Consider the following 18652-nt stretch of genomic DNA (forward strand, 5'->3'; position numbering starts at 1 on the left):
AGTGTGATTGATAACGCTTCCCGAAGCGTTACAAAGCAAATCGTTTACGGAAGGGATTGTGAATAATCATGTCAAAAACAACAGCTCATATTATCTCGCACTCACATTGGGATAGGGAATGGTATTTACCCTTTGAAAAGCATCGCTATTATTTGGTAAAACTAATGGATGATTTACTAGAAAAACTAGAAAGTGACCCTGAGTATAAAAGTTTTCACTTGGATGGTCAAACCATTGCAGTAGATGATTATTTAGAAATTAAACCAGAAAAACGTGAATTACTTAAAAAGTATATTGAAGAAAATAAAATTATTATCGGCCCATGGTATATTTTGCAAGATGCCTTTTTAACAAGTGCTGAGGCAAATGTACGAAATCTTATTATTGGTATGCATGATGCAGAGAAATTTGGCTCATTCTCCAAACTAGGTTATTTTCCAGACACATTCGGTGTGTATGGACAAGCGCCACAAATGCTACAGCAAGCTGGGATTTCAACTGCGACATTTGGCAGAGGTGTAAAGCCAACTGGTTTCAACAATATGGTTAGCGATAGTGTTAATTTCGAATCACCGTTTTCTGAATTAGAATGGCAATCTCCAGATGGATCAAGCGTCCTTGGTATATTACTAGCCAACTGGTATTCAAACGGGAATGAAGTGCCAACTTCTGAAGAAGAGGCGAAGCAGTTCTGGGAGCAAAAGCTAGCTGATGCAAGGAAATATGCTTCTACACCGCATTTATTATATATGAATGGTTGTGACCATCAGCCATTACAAAAAGATTTACCAGAAGCAATAAGAATGGCAAAGGATTTATATCCTGAAATTGACTTCGTTCATTCTAACTTTGCCGATTATATGGAAGCGGTACAAAAAAACTTACCGGAAAATTTGCAAACGGTTCAAGGAGAATTAAGAAATCAAAGAACAGACGGCTGGTCAACACTTGTAAACACAGCTTCTGCAAGGATTTATTTAAAACAAATGAACCATCTTTGCCAAATTAAATTGGAAAGACTTGCGGAACCACTTTCAACTTTTGCTTATATGCTTGGTGAAGAATACCCAGAAGATTATTTACGATTTGCATGGAAACAGTTAATGCAAAATCATCCGCATGATAGTATTTGTGGCTGCTCCGTTGATGAAGTCCATGAAGAAATGGTGACAAGGTTTAAAAAAGTCGACCAAATGACAGATATGATTATTCAAGAACAAATAGAGAAATTGACCAATAAAATAGAAATAAATGCACCGGCCGGTTATAGTCATGCAAAACCGCTAGTTGTCTTCAATACTGTTGGTCATGAGAGACATACAGTGATTGAAAAAGTGATAGATTATGAACGTGTGTATTTTAGAGATATGTCATTTACTAAAATACCAGATTATCTAAAAGGAAAAGTATTACCAGAACTAGCAATCGTTAATGCTTCAGGGGAAGTACAAGCTGCTTCGATTGAAGATGCAGGTGTGGAATTCGGCTATGACTTGCCAGATGATGCATTTAGACAGCCTTACTTCGCTAGAAAATTGAAATTAACTTTTGCAACGGACAAACTTCCGGCAATGGGATACCAGACTTATTTTCTCGTAGAAAAACAAGAAGCAACAGAGGAAGTCTTAATGATAAAAAATGATCGAGTGATAGAAAATAATCATTTGAAAATTTCTGTTCATAGTAACGGTTCATACGATATTGAACATAAGGGATCTGGAAAAACGTATTACCATGTTGGTGGATATGAGAATACGAGCGACATTGGTAATGAATATATGTTTAAGAAAGGCACAAATGAAAAGCCTTATACAACATCAGCACTTAAAGCTAATATTCAAATCCTTGAAAACAATGCTGCAAGAGCAATGATGGAAATAACACATAAATGGGAGATTCCAGTATCAGCGGCTGCTGAGTTGGAGGATATGAAAGATCGACTTGTTTGGCATCGAGATCGCGAAGCTGGAAGATCCGAAAAAATGACAACGCTTGTGTTGAAAACAATTTTAACATTAGGCAAAGAGTCAGAAGGATTAGCTGTTAAAGTAACGATTGACAATACGGCTAAAGATCATCGACTGCGCGTTCTTTACCCGACAAGTTTACAAACAGATCACCATTTAGCGGAAAGTGCGTTTGAAATTGTGCAAAGACCAAATAAACCTGAAGTAGAATGGGAAAATCCAAGCTTTGATCATCATCAACAATCTTTTGCGTCATTATCAGATGGAGAATTTGGTTTAACAGTTGCGACAAAAGGCTTACATGAATATGAAGTGCTTGAAGATCAAACAACATTGGCTGTTACTGTATTACGATCTGTATCAGAGCTTGGTGATTGGGGCTACTTCCCAACACCAGAAGCACAATGCTTAGGAACACAGACAGCTGAGTGGTTTGTCATCCCACATGAAGGTAATGCCATCGAAGCAAAAGTGTATGAACAAGCATATGATTTCCAAACACCGGTTGTTTGCCGACAAGCTGAGATAAAAGCAGGATCTATACCAACAAATAACTCTTTCATAAATTGGAACAGTGATGGATTGGTTTTCACAAGCTTGAAAATGGGCGAAAAACAAGACGATATTATCATGAGATTTTACAATCCAGCAGATGCTGAAAAGTACTTATCTATTGAAAGTCCACATATCGCTGACTACTATACGAGCAATATTATCGAAGAGAAGTTAGATAAGGTCGGCGAAACTTATGCGAATATACCTGTTAGCAAATATAAAATTATGACAGTTGCCATGGAGGGAAGAAAATAATGAATACAACATTACCGAATTCATTACAAACAACAATCGAAAAGGTTAAAAAAGCGTTTCCTGGTGAGACGAAGCTACATGATATGTTTGCTCAATGCTATGTAAATACTTTTTCTACCACATTAAAACATTTGGAAGATGGGACAACTTTTGTTATTACGGGTGATATTCCTGCAATGTGGCTGCGAGATTCAGCAGCCCAAGTGCGTCCATATTTAATGGTCGCTGATCAAGATGAAGAAGTTAAAAATATGCTTGTTGGTGTCGTAAAAAGACAATTGAAATTTATTTTACTTGACCCATATGCGAATGCATTTAATGATTCTCCAAATGGAAAAGGATTTCAAGCAGATGTAACAGAGATGTCTCCACACGTTTGGGAGCGGAAATATGAAATTGATTCATTATGTTACCCAATCCAACTTGGATATTTATTATGGAAAGCAACGGGAGAAACGGCTCATTTTGAAGAAGACTTCCATGAAGCGATTAAAACGATTATTCATGTATGGAAAACGGAACAAGATCATGAGAAGCAATCACCTTATCGATTTGAAAGAAAAGATGTAAGACAGTCTGATACGTTAATACGTGATGGAAAAGGAAGTAAAGTTATCCCAACAGGCATGACATGGAGTGCATTTAGACCGAGTGATGATGCATGCACGTATGGCTATCTCGTTCCGGCTAATATGTTTGCTGCTGTCGTATTGGATTATGCGGCTGAAATATGTGAGGTTGTTCTACAAGATAAGGATTTATCACAATCATGTAAAGACCTTAAGCAAGAAATTCGTATAGGAATTGAGACACATGCAACAATGGAACATCCAGTCCATGGGAAAATATATGTATATGAAACGGACGGAGCTGGAAATTATCAATTAATGGATGATGCAAACGTGCCAAGCTTGCTTGCTGCACCTTATCTTGGATATTGCTCATTCGACGATCCAGTTTATCAAAATACGAGAAACTTCTTATTAAGTAGAGATAATCCATACTATTACGAAGGAAAAGTGGCTTCTGGTATCGGTAGCCCTCACACGCCAGATCATTATATTTGGCATATCGCCTTATCGATTCAAGGAATGACAAGTATAAGTGCGGAAGAAAAAGCAAAAATTTTACAAACGATGATTGCAACAGATGGCGGCACAGGCTTTATGCATGAAGGGTTTAATGCAAGCAAGCCAGAGGAATTTACACGCGATTGGTTCGCTTGGTCGAATTCGATGTTTAGTGAATTTGTATTGAGTATGTGTGGATCGGCTGTAAAAGGCAGTCCTTTGCATAATCAGGTTGACGGACAGTAAATACAGTGCGATGGCTTATAAAACGAGTTGATGGACAGTAAACAGATGGCAACGGCAGGTAAATATCGCCTAACGGCCAGTACACACTCCGCGACGGCCAGTAAAATATAAAATATATAAGAGAATCTGAGGTAAATATACCTATTTACCTCAGATTTCATTATCTAAACGAGTATATTTGGTTTGCTTCATCTAAATAGCTAAAATTTCTGATGAAATGTAAAGCGAATCACATGGTTAATAAAGTACTTATTATTGTCATTGATTTGATAGATTTCTTCAGCACATATATCTTAATTACACGTCATGGCTCTTTACAGTAAAGGATGATTAATATATGAAAGTATTTCAACAGATAAGTGAATGGATTATGAGATTGATCTGGACAAACCTTTTATGGATTGGTTTTACTCTATTTGGGCTGATCATATTTGGTATTATGCCAGCTACAGTGGCGTTATTTGCTGTGACAAGAAAATGGACAATGAAAGAGTTTGATTTCTCCATATGGAAACTGTTTAAAGAAACATATATGAAAGAATGGAAAAACAGCAATAAAATCGGAATTATTTTTTTGATAATCGGTATGTTTTTATTTTTCAATCTAAGTATTGCCGAACAGATGGAAGGTTTTTTCTCTCTTTTTCTATATATCTTTTTTATCTTTCTTATGCTTTTTTATATGATGATGATCAGTTTCTTTTTCCCCATATATGTTCAATACAGGTTTAGTGTAAAGGAATACATTAAGCAATCATTTATTTATTCACTTGTCAGCTTGAAATCAACTTTACTTATTTTACTTGGCTTATTCTTTATTGGCTTTTTATTGTTGAAAATGCCAGGGCTTATTCCATTTTTAACAGGTGTTCTTCCAGCATATTGGATTATGACTGTGTGTATGAAGAGATTTCGATATTTAGAGAAAAAACTAGCAACTGAGGAGTGAGCATATTGTTTTTGACAGAAAGAAAGTTTGAAGCACGTATCCAAGAATTAGACGGATTTAGATATCGTGATTGTGTTTCCATTGAACAATTTTATACTAGGGAAGATGATGGGGAAATAGGAGCGAAACCGCCAACAGAATACAGTGTTAGCGACAGTCTTGCACTTGGCGATCATTGGAAAGGGAGAGACCGTTATTTATGGCTCCACGCAAATATAGACACTCATTTACAACTTGCTAATCAACAAATCGTTGGATTATTCTCTTTCGGTAGAACCGGTGGGGGTAATAACTCGGGGTTTGAGTCGTTATTATTTGTAAATGGTAAACCTTATCAAGGTGTTGATTCTAATCATGAAGAAGTCCTATTTGATGAAACAGTAGGTAACGGACCTTTACGTTTAGATTTTCGACTTTGGTCCGGTCTTGAAGGCGGCGGGGAGCCGAAAGAACAAGAGTATAAGCTAGAGACAGCGAAGATTGGCTGGCTAGATACGAAAGTGGATAATTTATATTTCACACTTTTAGCTGCCTATGAAGTATTAATGGAAACGAATGAAGCAGATCCTGCTTTTATGTCATTAAAAAAAATGATCTCCGATTCACTTGCGGTGGTTGATTGGACGGAGCCTGGAAGTGAGTCATTCTATGAGTCTTGTTATCAAGCAGAAGCAATTTTAACAGAAGCAATTAGTAAAACTGATAAAACTTCAGACATTACGATTCATGCAGTGGGCCATACACATATTGATGTTGCGTGGTTATGGAGATTAAAACATACAAGGGAAAAATCAGCGCGTTCTTTTTCGACAGTTTTGCATTTGATGAAAAGATTTCCCGATTATTTATTTTTACAAACGCAACCACAACTTTATGAATATATAAAAGAGGATTATCCAGAGATTTATGCGCAAATGCAAGAACGGATTGCGGATGGTCAATGGGAAGCTGGCGGAGCGATGTGGCTGGAAGCAGACTGTAATATTCCGAGCGGTGAATCCCTCGTACGCCAAATATTATATGGAAAAGAGTTCTATAAAAAAGAATTTGGTGTAGATTGTGATTACCTTTGGTTACCAGACGTATTTGGTTACAGCTGGGCACTACCACAGATTTTGAAAAAGTCAGGCATTAAAACAATGATGACGACAAAAATAAGCTGGAACCAATATAATCGGATGCCGCATGATACGTTTAATTGGAAGGGTATCGACGGTTCTGAAATCCTCACTCATTTTATCACAACGCCTGAGCCGTGGAATGGTCCGGATTCTTGGTTTTATACGTATAACGGCTTTATTTCGGCGAAAACGGTCAAAGGCTCTTGGGATGGTTATCGGGATAAAGACTTGTCGAAGGATCTTCTTCTATCGTATGGATATGGAGATGGTGGAGGTGGCGTAAACCGTCATATGCTCGAGATGAGACGCAGGTTTGATCAATTGCCTGGAATGCCAAATGTGAAAACGTCGACAGCGGGCGAGTTTTTTGAAAAGTTACATGAGAATGTAAGTGAGTCTGATGGATATATTCATAAATGGGATGGCGAGTTGTATCTTGAGTACCATCGCGGTACATATACGAGTCAAGCATTTATGAAAAAGATGAACCGACAATTAGAATTGCAATACCGTAGAGCCGAGTTCCTTACATCGTGGTTATCAGATCAAGCAAAATGGATTGGAAACGACGATATAAAAGAAGGTTGGAAAATCATTCTTCGTAATCAATTCCATGATATTATCCCTGGATCTTCCATAACAGAAGTATATGATGATGCGAAATTAGAATACGCTGAAGCATTTCAAATTATTAATGATGTAGAGAAGGAAATCACAAGCAAATCTGTGATAAATGACGAGAATACCGTTGCTTTAATAAATCCGTCTCATTTGCAGGGGACGCGAAATGTGGTGATTCCTAAATCGGAAAGTTACGAAGATGGCATCTGGAAAACAAGTGAAGGTAAAGCGTTAAAAACACAGAAATACAAAGATGGTTATCTTGTTGAAGTGGATGCACTTCCTTCATTTGGTGCGAAAACAATCCATTTTGAACAAGGGGAAATAACTGAGGGAACATCTAATTTCCAATATGATGAGAAGTGCTTGGAAACACCTTTCTATACAGTGGAATGGAATGAGGTTGGCCAAATTATCAGTTTATACGATAAAGAGGCTAAGCGTAATATTTTATCTGAGAATGAAAAAGGGAATGTCCTGCAAATTTTCGAAGATAAACCACTTGCACATGATGCATGGGATATAGATATTTTTTATCAAGAGAAGATGGAAGAAGTACGTGAACTTCTCGAATATAATGTGGTAGAAAATGGCGAGCTTGTCTTCAGAATGCAGATGAAATGGAAGTATCACCATTCAGAAATCGAACAAAGTATTATATTCTATGCCAATGATAGACGTATCGATTTTGATACGAAAGTAGATTGGCATGAAAAACGAAAAATGTTAAAAGTTGCGTTCCCAGTTGATATTCGTGCTACAGAAGCAACATATGATATTCAATTCGGTAACGTAAAAAGACCAACACATTGGAACACGAGCTGGGATATGGCGAGATTTGAATCTGTTGGCCACCAGTGGGCTGATTTGTCTGAAGCAGATTACGGGGTAAGTTTGATGAATGACTCCAAATATGGCTATGACATTAAAGAAAGTAATATCCGTCTAACATTATTAAAATCAGCAATCTATCCAGACCCATTGGCAGATCAAGGTGAACATGCTTTTGTATATTCTCTTTACCCACATATTGGGGATTGGAGAAAAGCAAAAACGGTAGAAAAAGCATGGGATCTAAATGATCCAGTCGCTACAGTATCAGGTAAATGGGATAAAGAAACTTCTTTCTTAGAGCTGGATGCAGACCATGTATGGATCGATGCAGTAAAACCTGCTCAAGACGGAAATGGATTGATTATTCGTCTTCATGAATATGAAGGAAGAAGAGGGAATATATCATTAAATATGCACCGAAAAATTGGATCGTGGGTAGAAACTGATTTAATGGAGCAGCCAATTGGGGAAAAACAATCGGATGCACCAATAAATTTTTCGATTACACCTTATGAAGTGAAGACTTTTAAACTATATATTTAATATGAAGGGCCGGGAAGAGAAACGGCCCTTTTTTTATATTCAAAATCTTGTAATCTGTTCCATACAATTGGGTAAAAACATGCTATTATTCAAAGTACATAATGAATTTAGGAGGAAGTATATGGATAGTCGTTTAAAATTTCGCGATGATGGTACGTTTAAAATAGTTCAACTCACCGATTTGCATATAGGGACAAATGATGGCAACGAGGCTGATGCCCGCACATTCAAGTTAATAAGTGAAATTATCCAAAAAGAAATGCCTGATTTGATTGCAATTACTGGCGATCTTATTTGGAGTGAGGCAGACGGAGCAGGTCAATCATACCGAAGGGTATTGGACCATATTTCACAATGGGACATTCCGTTTGCAATTGTTTATGGAAATCATGATTCAGAAGCGAATATTACTAGGGAAGAATTACATGAAATTCAAGAAGGCTATCAACATTCATTATCTAAAGTTGGTCCACAAGAGATACATGGGGTAGGCAATTATTCTTTAGCGATTCAATCTAATGATGGAAAAGAGACCGAAGCATTATTATACTTTTTAGACTCTGGAGATTACGCACCAAAACATATTGGTACATATGAGTGGATTCATTCTAATCAAGTAAGTTGGTTTGTTTCCGAATCACATAAGTATGCAAAACTTCCTGCATTAGCATTTTTCCACATGCCACTACCAGAATATAATGAGGTGTGGAAAAGAGGGAAAGTTTCCGGAAATAAACTGGAACAGGTTTGTTGTCCAGTAATTAATAGTGGCTTATTCACGGCTATGCTTGAAACCGGCAATATAATGGGAACATTTGTAGGACATGATCATGATAATGATTACTGTGGTGAGCTTCATGGAATATCCCTATGTTACGGAAGAATAACTGGTTATAATGTGTATGGCGAATTGGAACGGGGAGCGAGAGTGATCCAGCTATATGAAGGTGAGCATCGTTTTGAATCATGGCTTCTCCTTGATAATGGGGAAAGAACATCTCACTATATCCACAATCATCAGGTAGAAGAGCCAAATTAAAAGATAATACAAGATATGGAAGTTTGTATATTGGGGACAGAGAAAAGTTCATCCATCCCAATTGATAATCAAACAATTAAAGGAAAGCGTATTCAATGATTCTTTTATTTGAGGATCTCATTCCTCTTACTTTTATCTGTTAGTTTCATATTTTCCGAGATTTTCCACCACGACAGCTTGGACTTCAATGCTAAATAGATACGGCGATTTGCAATATAAAGATTGAATATTAATTGTTAGCAGATTCCGTTGATTGAAGCGTGAGGCGGCGACTCCAGCGGCTCACCTGAAACGGAAATCAACATTGTTCGAATCAAGAATTATCTATATTGATTCAGCTAAAAACCTAGCACTTCAAATATGCTTGGAGAGGAAATATATATAATCCCATGGAGAAAGATATCAATGGAAAAAAGTCCGTTATCATTATTGCTTTAATTACTGCAGTGAGCGTGTTGGGAAATGAAATGCTTTTTATTGTGATGCCCATATATTGGAAGTTTTTTGGACTCACTTCAATATGGCAAATTGGCGTTCTGCTTTCAGCGAATAGAATCATTCGTCTGCCTATCAATTCATTAGTAGGCTTATGTTACGAAAAAATGAGTAAAAGAAGTGGTTTACTCCTTGCTGTTATTCTTGCCGTTATTTCTACCTTTTCCTATGGTGTGTTTAAAGGTTTTGGGGTATTGCTTGCGATGAGAATTCTTTGGGGAATCGCTTGGTCCTTTCTTCGCTTAGGTGGTTATTTAACCGTTATCTCAAGTAGTGATCAAAAAACAAGAGGGCATTTTATTGGTTTATATAATGGTCTTTGGGGGTTAGGTACTTTATTTGGGATGTTAATAGGTGGTATTTTTACTGAAATTATAGGTATTAGGACAATTACTACGATATTTGCAATACTTGGCATATGCAGCATTCCGTTTGTTATTCGGTATGTACCAAATAAGACAGCTGATGAGGGAATGGAGAAAAAGAAGACCCAACCTTCTGTTAACGTTAATAGGAAGCAGCTATTATCCGTATTACTAAGTGGATTGTTAGTTGCCTTTGTCGTATATGGCATTTTTACATCGACATTAAGTAAAGTGATTGAACATCAAATTGGTGATAGTCTCGTATTTTTAACGTATACAGTTGGGGCAGTTGCCGTTGCCGGAGTATTACAATCATTTCGAATGGGGTTAGATCCTTTTTTAGCTCCTTTGATTGGAAAGTTGTCTGACCAAAAATTTGGAAGGGTCCCTATATTAATATTTGCGCTCTCACTTGGAACTATTTGTTTATTTATTATTCCAATTAACACTCCATTTATTGCATTCCTATTCATTATCCTAGTTTTTCAATTAGTATCAACTTTATTAATAACGACTAGCGATTCTATGGCAGCAGATTTATCGAGTGACTATTCGTCTGTAAAAACAATGACACATTATACTTTATTCGTAGACCTTGGCTCAGCTCTCGGACCATTAATTAGTTATTTTGTTATTGATTTTATTGGCCTTCATTGGCTGTATTGGTCCACAGGAATAATAATGATATTTTTAATCGTTTTTTGGTCTAAAGAATTCCAGCAACAGCGTAAAAAAAACTTTGCTCATTAGGAGATCTTTAAAACAGAAAAGGATAGTTATATGGGTAAGGCTGACGCAATTTTGCGTCAGCCTTATTAAACTTTCATCAACATATAAATGCTTATTTAATTTGTCCAGTGAATCTCAAGTAAGTCAACTATGAATAGGCTTACATGTTTTTTATAATAAGTATATGAAAGTGTTTACAACAACGTGAGAAGGAGGTCGAGGAGGAAATTGAAGAAGATATTCAAAGACCTAATAAACAACCGTATTTGGCTCCTTATGGTACTTCCAGGTACTATCTGGTTTCTGCTGTTTTCCTATTTACCGATGTTTGGAACTGTCATTGCCTTTAAGGACTTTCGTATATCGCGAGATGGCTTTTTCGCCAGCGTATTAAATAGTGAATGGGTTGGATTCGACAATTTTAAATATTTATTTAGCACTGATAGTGCATTCGTCATTACGAGAAATACAATTTTGTATAATCTGGTATTTATTATACTAGGATTGGTTTTGGCGGTCGCAGTGGCCATTATTTTAAATGAATTGGCTAATAAAAAACTAGCGAAAATATATCAAACAGGAATGTTATTTCCCCATTTTCTTTCATGGGTTATCGTCAGTTATTTTGTATTCACCTTTTTGAGTGCGGATAGAGGATTATTGAATAATATTCTGGATGGCTTCGGTATTGATGCTATTTCCTGGTATAATGAGCCGAAATATTGGCCGTTTATCATCATATTTATGAGCATGTGGAAAGGCATCGGATACGGAAGCATCGTTTACTTAGCTGCAATTGTCGGTATTGATCGAACGTATTATGAGGCAGCAATGATTGATGGTGCAACGAAGTGGCAACAAATTCGTCACGTTACCATTCCGATGATCACACCGCTGATTGTCATCCTGACTATTTTAAACGTAGGTAAGATTTTTAACTCTGATTTTGGATTGTTCTATCAATTGCCAAGGGATTCAGGGGCCTTATATTCCGTTACGAACACGATTGACACCTTTGTTTACCGAGGACTTATGTCATTGGGAGATATCGGTATGAGTACGGCAGCAGGACTTTATCAGTCATTTGTAGGATTGGTTCTCGTGCTACTAACAAATTATATTGTTAGTAAAATTGATGAAGAGAATGCATTGTTTTAAAACATATCACTTATTCATGAAAGGGGGCAGGTCGCTTAGCGGCTGAAACATATGGCGAGCAAAAATACAAAAAACACTTTTGTTGAAGCAGAAACTCTTTCTACTAGTGACAAAAATATTAAAGTAGTTTCAAAGAATAAACGAAAAAAGAAGTTTGATCCTCATGGTTTTCACCCAGTAACGAACTGGGGCTTGAATATATCATTGGCTATATTTACATTCATGTGTTTGTTTCCTTTCTTCTACGTAATCGTTATTTCCTTTACAGATGAGGCAACGATTGTGCAGAATGGTTTCCAACTTATCCCCGAAGCATGGAGTCTTGAAGCATATCAATATCTATGGCATATGAAGGATCAATTATTACGGTCATATGGTGTGACCATTTTCATTACTGTAGTAGGAACAGTTATTAGCGTTCTGATGATTGCTTTTTATGCCTATGCGATTTCTAGAAAACAGTTTATATATAGAAAGTTCTTTACATTCTTTGCATTCTTCACGATGCTTTTTGGAGGAGGAATGGTTCCTTTCTATATCGTGTCCACACAGTTTTTAGGGTTGAAAAACTCTGTTTGGGCATTAATATTGCCACTCGCAATGAATGCCTTTTACATTATTATCATGAGGACATTTTTTATGAGATCCGTTCCCGAATCTATTTTGGAATCTGCCAGAATTGATGGAGCGAGTGAAACACGAATTTTCTTCCAAATTGTTTTCCCACTATCATTACCAGGGATTGCGACCATTGCATTATTTAGTACTTTGGGCTACTGGAATGATTGGTTTAACGCATTGCTGTTTATTGATGTACCAGACTTGGTCCCATTACAGTCCTTACTCATGAAGATTGAAAATAATCTTGAGTTTATGAGACAAAATATTGAAATAAGTGCGATGCAATCTAGTTTATTTTCAACCATACCAGCAGATGCTGCAAAAATGGCCATGGTAGTAATCGCCACATTACCAATAGCAATATCTTATCCGTTTTTTCAAAAATACTTTATTAGCGGACTAACTATTGGTGGCGTGAAAGAATAAAAAACATAGTGTTAAGGGAGGAAAGATGAAATGAAAAAGAGATTATTAATGTTTCTTGTTTTAATGTTAGGAATTGGCGGTATTTTAGCTGCTTGTGGAAATGATAAGGAAACAAGCAAAAAAGGAAGCGGGTCTTCAGAAAAACCGTATGAAATTTTATGGTATACGATTGGTACACCGCAAAAAGATACGGATAAGGTATTTGAGGAAGTAAATAAGTATACAAAAGAAAAAATTAATGCAACTGTAAAGCTTACTCAAATTGACTGGGGCGATTACGAACAAAAGATGCAAGTGATTATTGCCTCTGGTGAGCCTTTCGATTTAGCTTATACAAGTGGTGGTAAATATGTACAAGATGCGCAAAAGGGTGCATTTGAACCATTGGATGAATTGCTAGATAGCCATGGTAAAGAGCTTAAAGAAGTGCTTGATCCAGCTCTAATGGAAGGTGCCAAAGTGAATGGAGAATTATACGGCATCCCATCCAATAAAGAAGCAGGTCGTCAATCAGTTTATACTTTTAACAAAAGATTAGTAGATAAATATAATTTCGATATTTCTAAAGTGAAAACATTAGAAGATTTAGAGCCAATGCTGAAAGTAATTAAAGAAAAAGAGTCAGGGATTTCACCAATCGCAACATTTAATGCTTATCTACCGTTTGACTATGTGTTAACTGGTAAACTTCCATTTGCATTCCCATTAGAAGGAGATACAGATAAAGTAATCAACTTCTATGAGTCTGACGAAGCAATGCAAACATATAAAACAATGCATAACTATTATAAAGCAGGCTACATCAAAGCTGATGCAGCTACAAGTAAAGAATCATGGCCGATGGATGTAGAAAACTGGTTTGTTCGCATGGGAGATTCACAACCTTATGCTGATCTATTATGGTCACGTTCGGCAAAATATGAAGTTGTTTCTACACCAGCTGAAGAGCCTACTACATTCAATAGTTCAGTAACAGGTGCAATACAAGCTATTTCATCTACAACTGAAAATCCTGAAAAAGTAATGGAATTCTTGAACTTATTAAACACAGATGAATATCTTCGTAACCTCGTAGATAAAGGAATCGAAGGCGAACATTATGAGAAAAATGAAGATGGTACAATTAAAGACCTTGAAGCTCGTATAGAAAGATACAATATGCCAACATATTCACTTGGAAACCATTTCAACTTATATCTATATGAAGAGGACCCTGCTGATAAATGGGATGCTTTCAAAGCGTTTAATGAATCATCAACAGCAGCACCAACGTTAGGATTCCATTTTGATAGTAATCCAGTAAGATCTGAAATTGCGTCTATCTCAAACGTTGCAGAAGAATTTTATCCAGCATTGGCGACTGGAACAGTTGATCCAGAAGAATACTTACCAAAAGCGAACAAAAAATTCAAAGAAGCTGGTTTGGATAAAGTAATGGAAGAAATTCAAAAACAATATGATGAGTGGAAAAAAGAAAATAAATAAGAAGAGTCGAGCCGGATGGAAATCCGGCTTGCACTTTTTTATAGATTACAATGGGTTTATAAATCCCTGTTTTAAGATGCATGTTCATATTCTATAATCATGAGACGATAAGAGGAATCCATATAAATATTTAATTGTATATCCATTGGTTGGCCTCGTTTGATATTTTCAATCCGTGATATAATAGTAATATAATAAGCTTATCAAACTTAATGAGGGAGCAAAAAAAGCGTGGACTTCAAGAGAAAACTACCTTATAAGCATAAAATATTTAATAAATTATTATTAACTTCCTCTATTACGATCATAGCGACAGTTTCCATTTTGTTTGTTACAATCACAAACTATTATTCTGAAGTACTTATTCAAAGGGAAATGGATTTGAGTACGCGAACTTTGGAAAGAGTAGATGATTATTTTACTCGTAAAGAAACAGATGTTACAAATATGATAAGAGATCTTTATGGGAAAGATGGCCTAATTAATGATATGTCTTACGCCCTTCAAAATGGATATCAAGATTATCTTAAGTATCGTCTCGATCGATATACAGATAGTCCTTCTTTTGTTCCCATGGATATTAATACATTTTTCAATGGCTATTTTGATCAATATAATGATGTGAATGCGATTAGTTTACAAGCCAATGAAACCCCATCTATTGAATATTTATTTATTTATAATTATTTACGGTGGAATAGCTCGATTATTAAAGAATCGATAGACTATTCAACGATTGAATATTACCAAAATGAATTAAATCCAATTCCGTATGTTAAGATCCCTTCAAGAGAATTACAGGACACATTTATAATAAAACGGGACATAAATAATCCTAGTACACTAAAAAAAATGGGAGAAGTTTCTGTTTATTATACGACAGATGAATTGAATGAGATGATTAAAAAAAGAAAAACAGAAGCAAAGTCCTCTATTTTTTTATTGAATGATGATGGAGAAATTCTTTATTCCTCCAATCAAGCTATTCCTACTCAAATGATTCAAGGATCCTCTCAAGAGACAAATGAGAAAGTGATGAAGTGGGAGGGAGAAACCTATTATGTGAACTCGATTGCTGGACATAATCATTTTACGTACATTGCTGTCATCCCGCAAAAAGAACTAAATAAATTAACCATTGTTAGAGGTACGATGTGGTTGGTTATTGCCATTTCTACATTTATCGCTATATTGATTACGTATTCACTAATGCGTAATTACTCGTCAAGAATTAAAGATATCGATTCAGCGATACGAGAAGTAGAGAAAGGGAATTTAGCCGTTCGTATACCGGAATTTAAACAAAAAGATGAACTTTCAACTATTGCAAATAGCTTTAATTCTATGCTTGATGAATTAAATAGTTACATTGACCGTTTTTATGTGTTAAATATTAAACAGCAACAAGCTGAGTTGAAAGCGTTGCAATCACAGATCAATCCACACTTTCTATTTAATACATTAGAGGTAATTCGAATGGCTGCAGTAATAGAAGGTTCTAAAACCTCTAGTAAAATGATTTATCACTTATCAAGATTATTTAGGTATACGCTCGACTCTAAAGAAACGGTACCATTATATATTGAATTGGATCATACGAATCAATATCTACAACTAATGCAACTGCATCATCCAAACAAATTAGATATTATCGTGGATATACCTAAAGATATCGAGAATATACCTATTCAAAAATTAATCCTTCAGCCTGTTATCGAAAACTATATGATTCATGGATTTCGTAAAGACCAAACCGACAATCATTTAGAGATACGAGTTTCACGAGTGGAGGAAAAGATAGAGATTACTGTAAAGGATAATGGTATAGGAATTTCAAAAGCAAGGCTAAAAGAAATTATGGATCATCTTGATGATAAAGGAGACGTAATACAATCAATTGGTTTGAAAAATGTGCATCAACGTTTAAGACTGAAGTATGGAACAGACTATGGTTTATCCATTCAAAGTATGGAAGGGATAGAAACTATCATCACAATTTCGATTCCTATAGGGGGAAACTCGCATGTATAAAGTACTTCTTGTAGATGACGAACCAATCATAACACAAGGGTTGCAAGCTTTATTAAATTGGGAAGATTACGGTTTTGAAGTCGTTTATATTGCACAAGACGGGGAGGAAGCCCTCGCGTATATGAAGGAAAACACGATTCATTTACTTGTTACTGATATTATGATGCCGAAAATGACCGGCCTTCAGTTGATTGAAGAATCGCAAAAAATACAGTCACATATTAAATATATTATATTGTCGGGCTATCAAGAATTTGACTATGTAAAGCAAGGAATGCGACTTGGCATTGAAAATTATTTGTTGAAGCCTGTAGATGAAGAGGAATTAATCAAGACAGTTCAAGCAGTTAGTCAAAAATTATATACCTCTTTAAATAGAGCTCATGATCCGGAATTTACAACATTAAAAGATAATACACTGTGGCGGTTGCTAAATGGAGAAATTGAAAAAAGTGATTGGCAAGAAAGATTATCCTTGTATGAAATGAGTTTTATTCAATCATTTTACAATGTGTCCATTCTTCATTTTACGAATGATAGAGATATGAAAAAAAGTAAACAATTAAGAAGATATATTGAGGAAAACTATTCGGCTACTTGTCTTTATAATCCGGATCAAGAATTGATCATTATTTTTGAAGCTGAAAGAGAAGATATATTGGTAGAGTATAACAAAAAGCTTACATGGTATCTTGAAAAAGCATATGCGGAAATAGGGAACTTTTTTCTATCGATGGGTAAAGCAGTAACATCGATAGAGGACCTGGAAGATAGTTATATTTTAGCGAGAGAATTATCATTATATCAAATTTGTTTGGAAGCTAATATGTTGATTTCGGATAAAATAAACATTGATAAGCAACAGTTATTAAGAGTTCAACAAGAGTATAAAGTGGAAGTGGCAAAGAGAGTGTTGAAATCAGAGGAAGAAATAGCAAAGGGAATCAAACAGTTTTTTGGGGCATTACATGTGGGGGAGTCTTATGTATCACATATTGTTGTGAGAAAATATACGATTGATTTAATTTCATATATCCATCATTCGGTGCAAATAGATAAATATTATAATCATACATCAGCAATTGAAAAGCTCGTGTATGCCTCCAATATAGAGCAAATACAAGAGGTGCTACAGGACTATTGTGATGAGTTGATTCATACAATTGACAATCAAAATGATACGCGTAGCCCGATTGTGCAAAATGTACTCGAGTATATGCATGCGAACTATAATCAAGAACTTTCTTTAAAAACATTAAGTCAACGTTTCCATGTCAATCCAATTTACCTTGGTCAATTATTTCAAAAAGAACTTGGGGTTGTATTTTCAGAATATATTAATCACTATAGATTAGAAAAAGCGAAAGAATTATTGAAAAGCACCCATTTGCGTGCAGGAGAAATTGGTAAGCAAGTAGGTTATTCTGATACGACTTATTTTTATAAGCAATTCAAAAAAAATGTAGGAGCAACACCTACTGAATGGAGAAATATTTAAACTTAAATTGGAGGAAACTGAAAAGATTGTTTTAATATAGGGTACTTTTGATTTCCGCTCCAGGCGGGCGCTTTCCGCGGAGCGAGTGGTGAGACGCTTCAGTCGCTACGCTTCTTGCAGGGTCTCACCTGTCTCGCGGACCCCGCAGGAGTCGCCGCCCTCCGCTCCAATCAACTAGGTTTTCTTTTTCTTACATAGTTTTGTTCTTTTCATGCAAACGCAGCAAGATGCTTTATATCTCCTCGGAAATCTTCATGCTAAATTAACCTAACGAATATAGGGGCTTTGTACTGTAATTGAATCAACTTGCGATGTATTGATATTGCGACGATTCTTAATCAATTGAGATATCATATTGAATAAGTTGAATAGTCATTTTAGTCTTTATTTTATTGCCTAATTTAGGTATTGTATTATACCCTTTTTATTTTCATCTCTGCTAAACTTGACAGATTGGTACGAAAATCAACATTTTTAACAAATCCTTACATTAAGTGTATTTTTCAATGTCAGCGTATCTTAGCATGGGAGATTTTCTCTATTTAGTTTTACCAGTAAATCTTAGAATTGTTTACTTTAATGACCAGGACCTTCTTATATATAATAGTAATTGTAAGGGTTTTCTAAAACGATGAATATATTAA

General features: G+C 35.7%; 11 protein-coding genes. All 11 read left to right on the forward strand.

The annotated features are described in order from the left end of the window. Window positions 1-68: 68 nt before the first annotated feature. The 11 genes from BLE01S_RS10750 (at window position 69) to BLE01S_RS10800 (ending at window position 18008) form a co-directional block, all read left to right on the forward strand. Window positions 69-2777, forward strand: a complete 2709-nt coding sequence (locus BLE01S_RS10750; RefSeq protein ID WP_066141430.1) for an alpha-mannosidase — start codon at window positions 69-71, stop codon at window positions 2775-2777. Continuing rightward, entirely contained in the window at window positions 2777-4093 is a 1317-nt protein-coding gene (locus BLE01S_RS10755; RefSeq protein ID WP_066141434.1) for a glycoside hydrolase family 125 protein, read from the forward strand. Before BLE01S_RS10750 ends, BLE01S_RS10755 begins: the two co-directional genes overlap by 1 nt. A 337-nt stretch (window positions 4094-4430) precedes the next feature. Beyond that, window positions 4431-5042 carry a YesL family protein gene (locus BLE01S_RS10760; protein WP_066141437.1) on the forward strand — a complete coding sequence of 204 codons (612 nt, stop codon included), beginning with the start codon at window positions 4431-4433 and terminating at the stop codon, window positions 5040-5042. Between the two features lie 5 nt (window positions 5043-5047). Then, the gene (locus BLE01S_RS10765) at window positions 5048-8161 is read left to right on the forward strand and encodes an alpha-mannosidase (protein ID WP_066141439.1); all 3114 of its coding nucleotides are present in this window, start codon (window positions 5048-5050) and stop codon (window positions 8159-8161) included. 121 nt (window positions 8162-8282) lie between these two features. Then, window positions 8283-9200: a metallophosphoesterase family protein gene (locus BLE01S_RS10770; RefSeq protein ID WP_066141441.1), complete on the forward strand. Its 918-nt coding sequence runs from the start codon at window positions 8283-8285 to the stop codon at window positions 9198-9200. A gap of 389 nt (window positions 9201-9589) precedes the next feature. Then, entirely contained in the window at window positions 9590-10810 is a 1221-nt protein-coding gene (locus BLE01S_RS10775) for an MFS transporter (RefSeq protein ID WP_066141443.1), read from the forward strand. Window positions 10811-11065: 255 nt separating this feature from the next. Continuing rightward, window positions 11066-11947, forward strand: a complete 882-nt coding sequence (locus BLE01S_RS10780; protein ID WP_082788721.1) for an ABC transporter permease — start codon at window positions 11066-11068, stop codon at window positions 11945-11947. Window positions 11948-11998: 51 nt separating this feature from the next. Then, a complete protein-coding gene (locus BLE01S_RS10785) occupies window positions 11999-12994 on the forward strand; it encodes a carbohydrate ABC transporter permease (RefSeq protein ID WP_066141449.1) in 996 nt (331 codons plus the stop codon). Between the two features lie 30 nt (window positions 12995-13024). After that, the gene (locus tag BLE01S_RS10790; RefSeq protein ID WP_066141451.1) at window positions 13025-14479 is read left to right on the forward strand and encodes an ABC transporter substrate-binding protein; all 1455 of its coding nucleotides are present in this window, start codon (window positions 13025-13027) and stop codon (window positions 14477-14479) included. A gap of 231 nt (window positions 14480-14710) precedes the next feature. Next, window positions 14711-16510 (forward strand): sensor histidine kinase, encoded by a 1800-nt coding sequence (locus tag BLE01S_RS10795; RefSeq protein WP_066141454.1) that lies wholly within the window; start codon window positions 14711-14713, stop codon window positions 16508-16510. After that, window positions 16503-18008: a response regulator transcription factor gene (locus tag BLE01S_RS10800; protein ID WP_066141457.1), complete on the forward strand. Its 1506-nt coding sequence runs from the start codon at window positions 16503-16505 to the stop codon at window positions 18006-18008. The genes BLE01S_RS10795 and BLE01S_RS10800 overlap by 8 nt, the downstream gene beginning before the upstream one ends. Window positions 18009-18652 lie beyond the last annotated feature (644 nt).

It is taken from the genome of Lederbergia lenta NBRC 16444 (assembly GCF_001591545.1).
Taxonomy (GTDB): Bacteria; Bacillota; Bacilli; order Bacillales; family Bacillaceae_C; genus Lederbergia; species Lederbergia lenta.

What these genes read in the sequence shown, in the direction of transcription:
- BLE01S_RS10750 (WP_066141430.1), top strand. Translation starts at nt 69, where the DNA reads ATGTCAAAAACAACAGCTCATATTATCTCGCACTCACATTGGGATAGG.
- BLE01S_RS10755 (WP_066141434.1), top strand. Translation starts at nt 2,777, where the DNA reads ATGAATACAACATTACCGAATTCATTACAAACAACAATCGAAAAGGTT.
- BLE01S_RS10760 (WP_066141437.1), top strand. Translation starts at nt 4,431, where the DNA reads ATGAAAGTATTTCAACAGATAAGTGAATGGATTATGAGATTGATCTGG.
- BLE01S_RS10770 (WP_066141441.1), top strand. Translation starts at nt 8,283, where the DNA reads ATGGATAGTCGTTTAAAATTTCGCGATGATGGTACGTTTAAAATAGTT.
- BLE01S_RS10775 (WP_066141443.1), top strand. Translation starts at nt 9,590, where the DNA reads ATGGAGAAAGATATCAATGGAAAAAAGTCCGTTATCATTATTGCTTTA.
- BLE01S_RS10780 (WP_082788721.1), top strand. Translation starts at nt 11,066, where the DNA reads ATGGTACTTCCAGGTACTATCTGGTTTCTGCTGTTTTCCTATTTACCG.
- BLE01S_RS10785 (WP_066141449.1), top strand. Translation starts at nt 11,999, where the DNA reads ATGGCGAGCAAAAATACAAAAAACACTTTTGTTGAAGCAGAAACTCTT.
- BLE01S_RS10790 (WP_066141451.1), top strand. Translation starts at nt 13,025, where the DNA reads ATGAAAAAGAGATTATTAATGTTTCTTGTTTTAATGTTAGGAATTGGC.
- BLE01S_RS10800 (WP_066141457.1), top strand. Translation starts at nt 16,503, where the DNA reads ATGTATAAAGTACTTCTTGTAGATGACGAACCAATCATAACACAAGGG.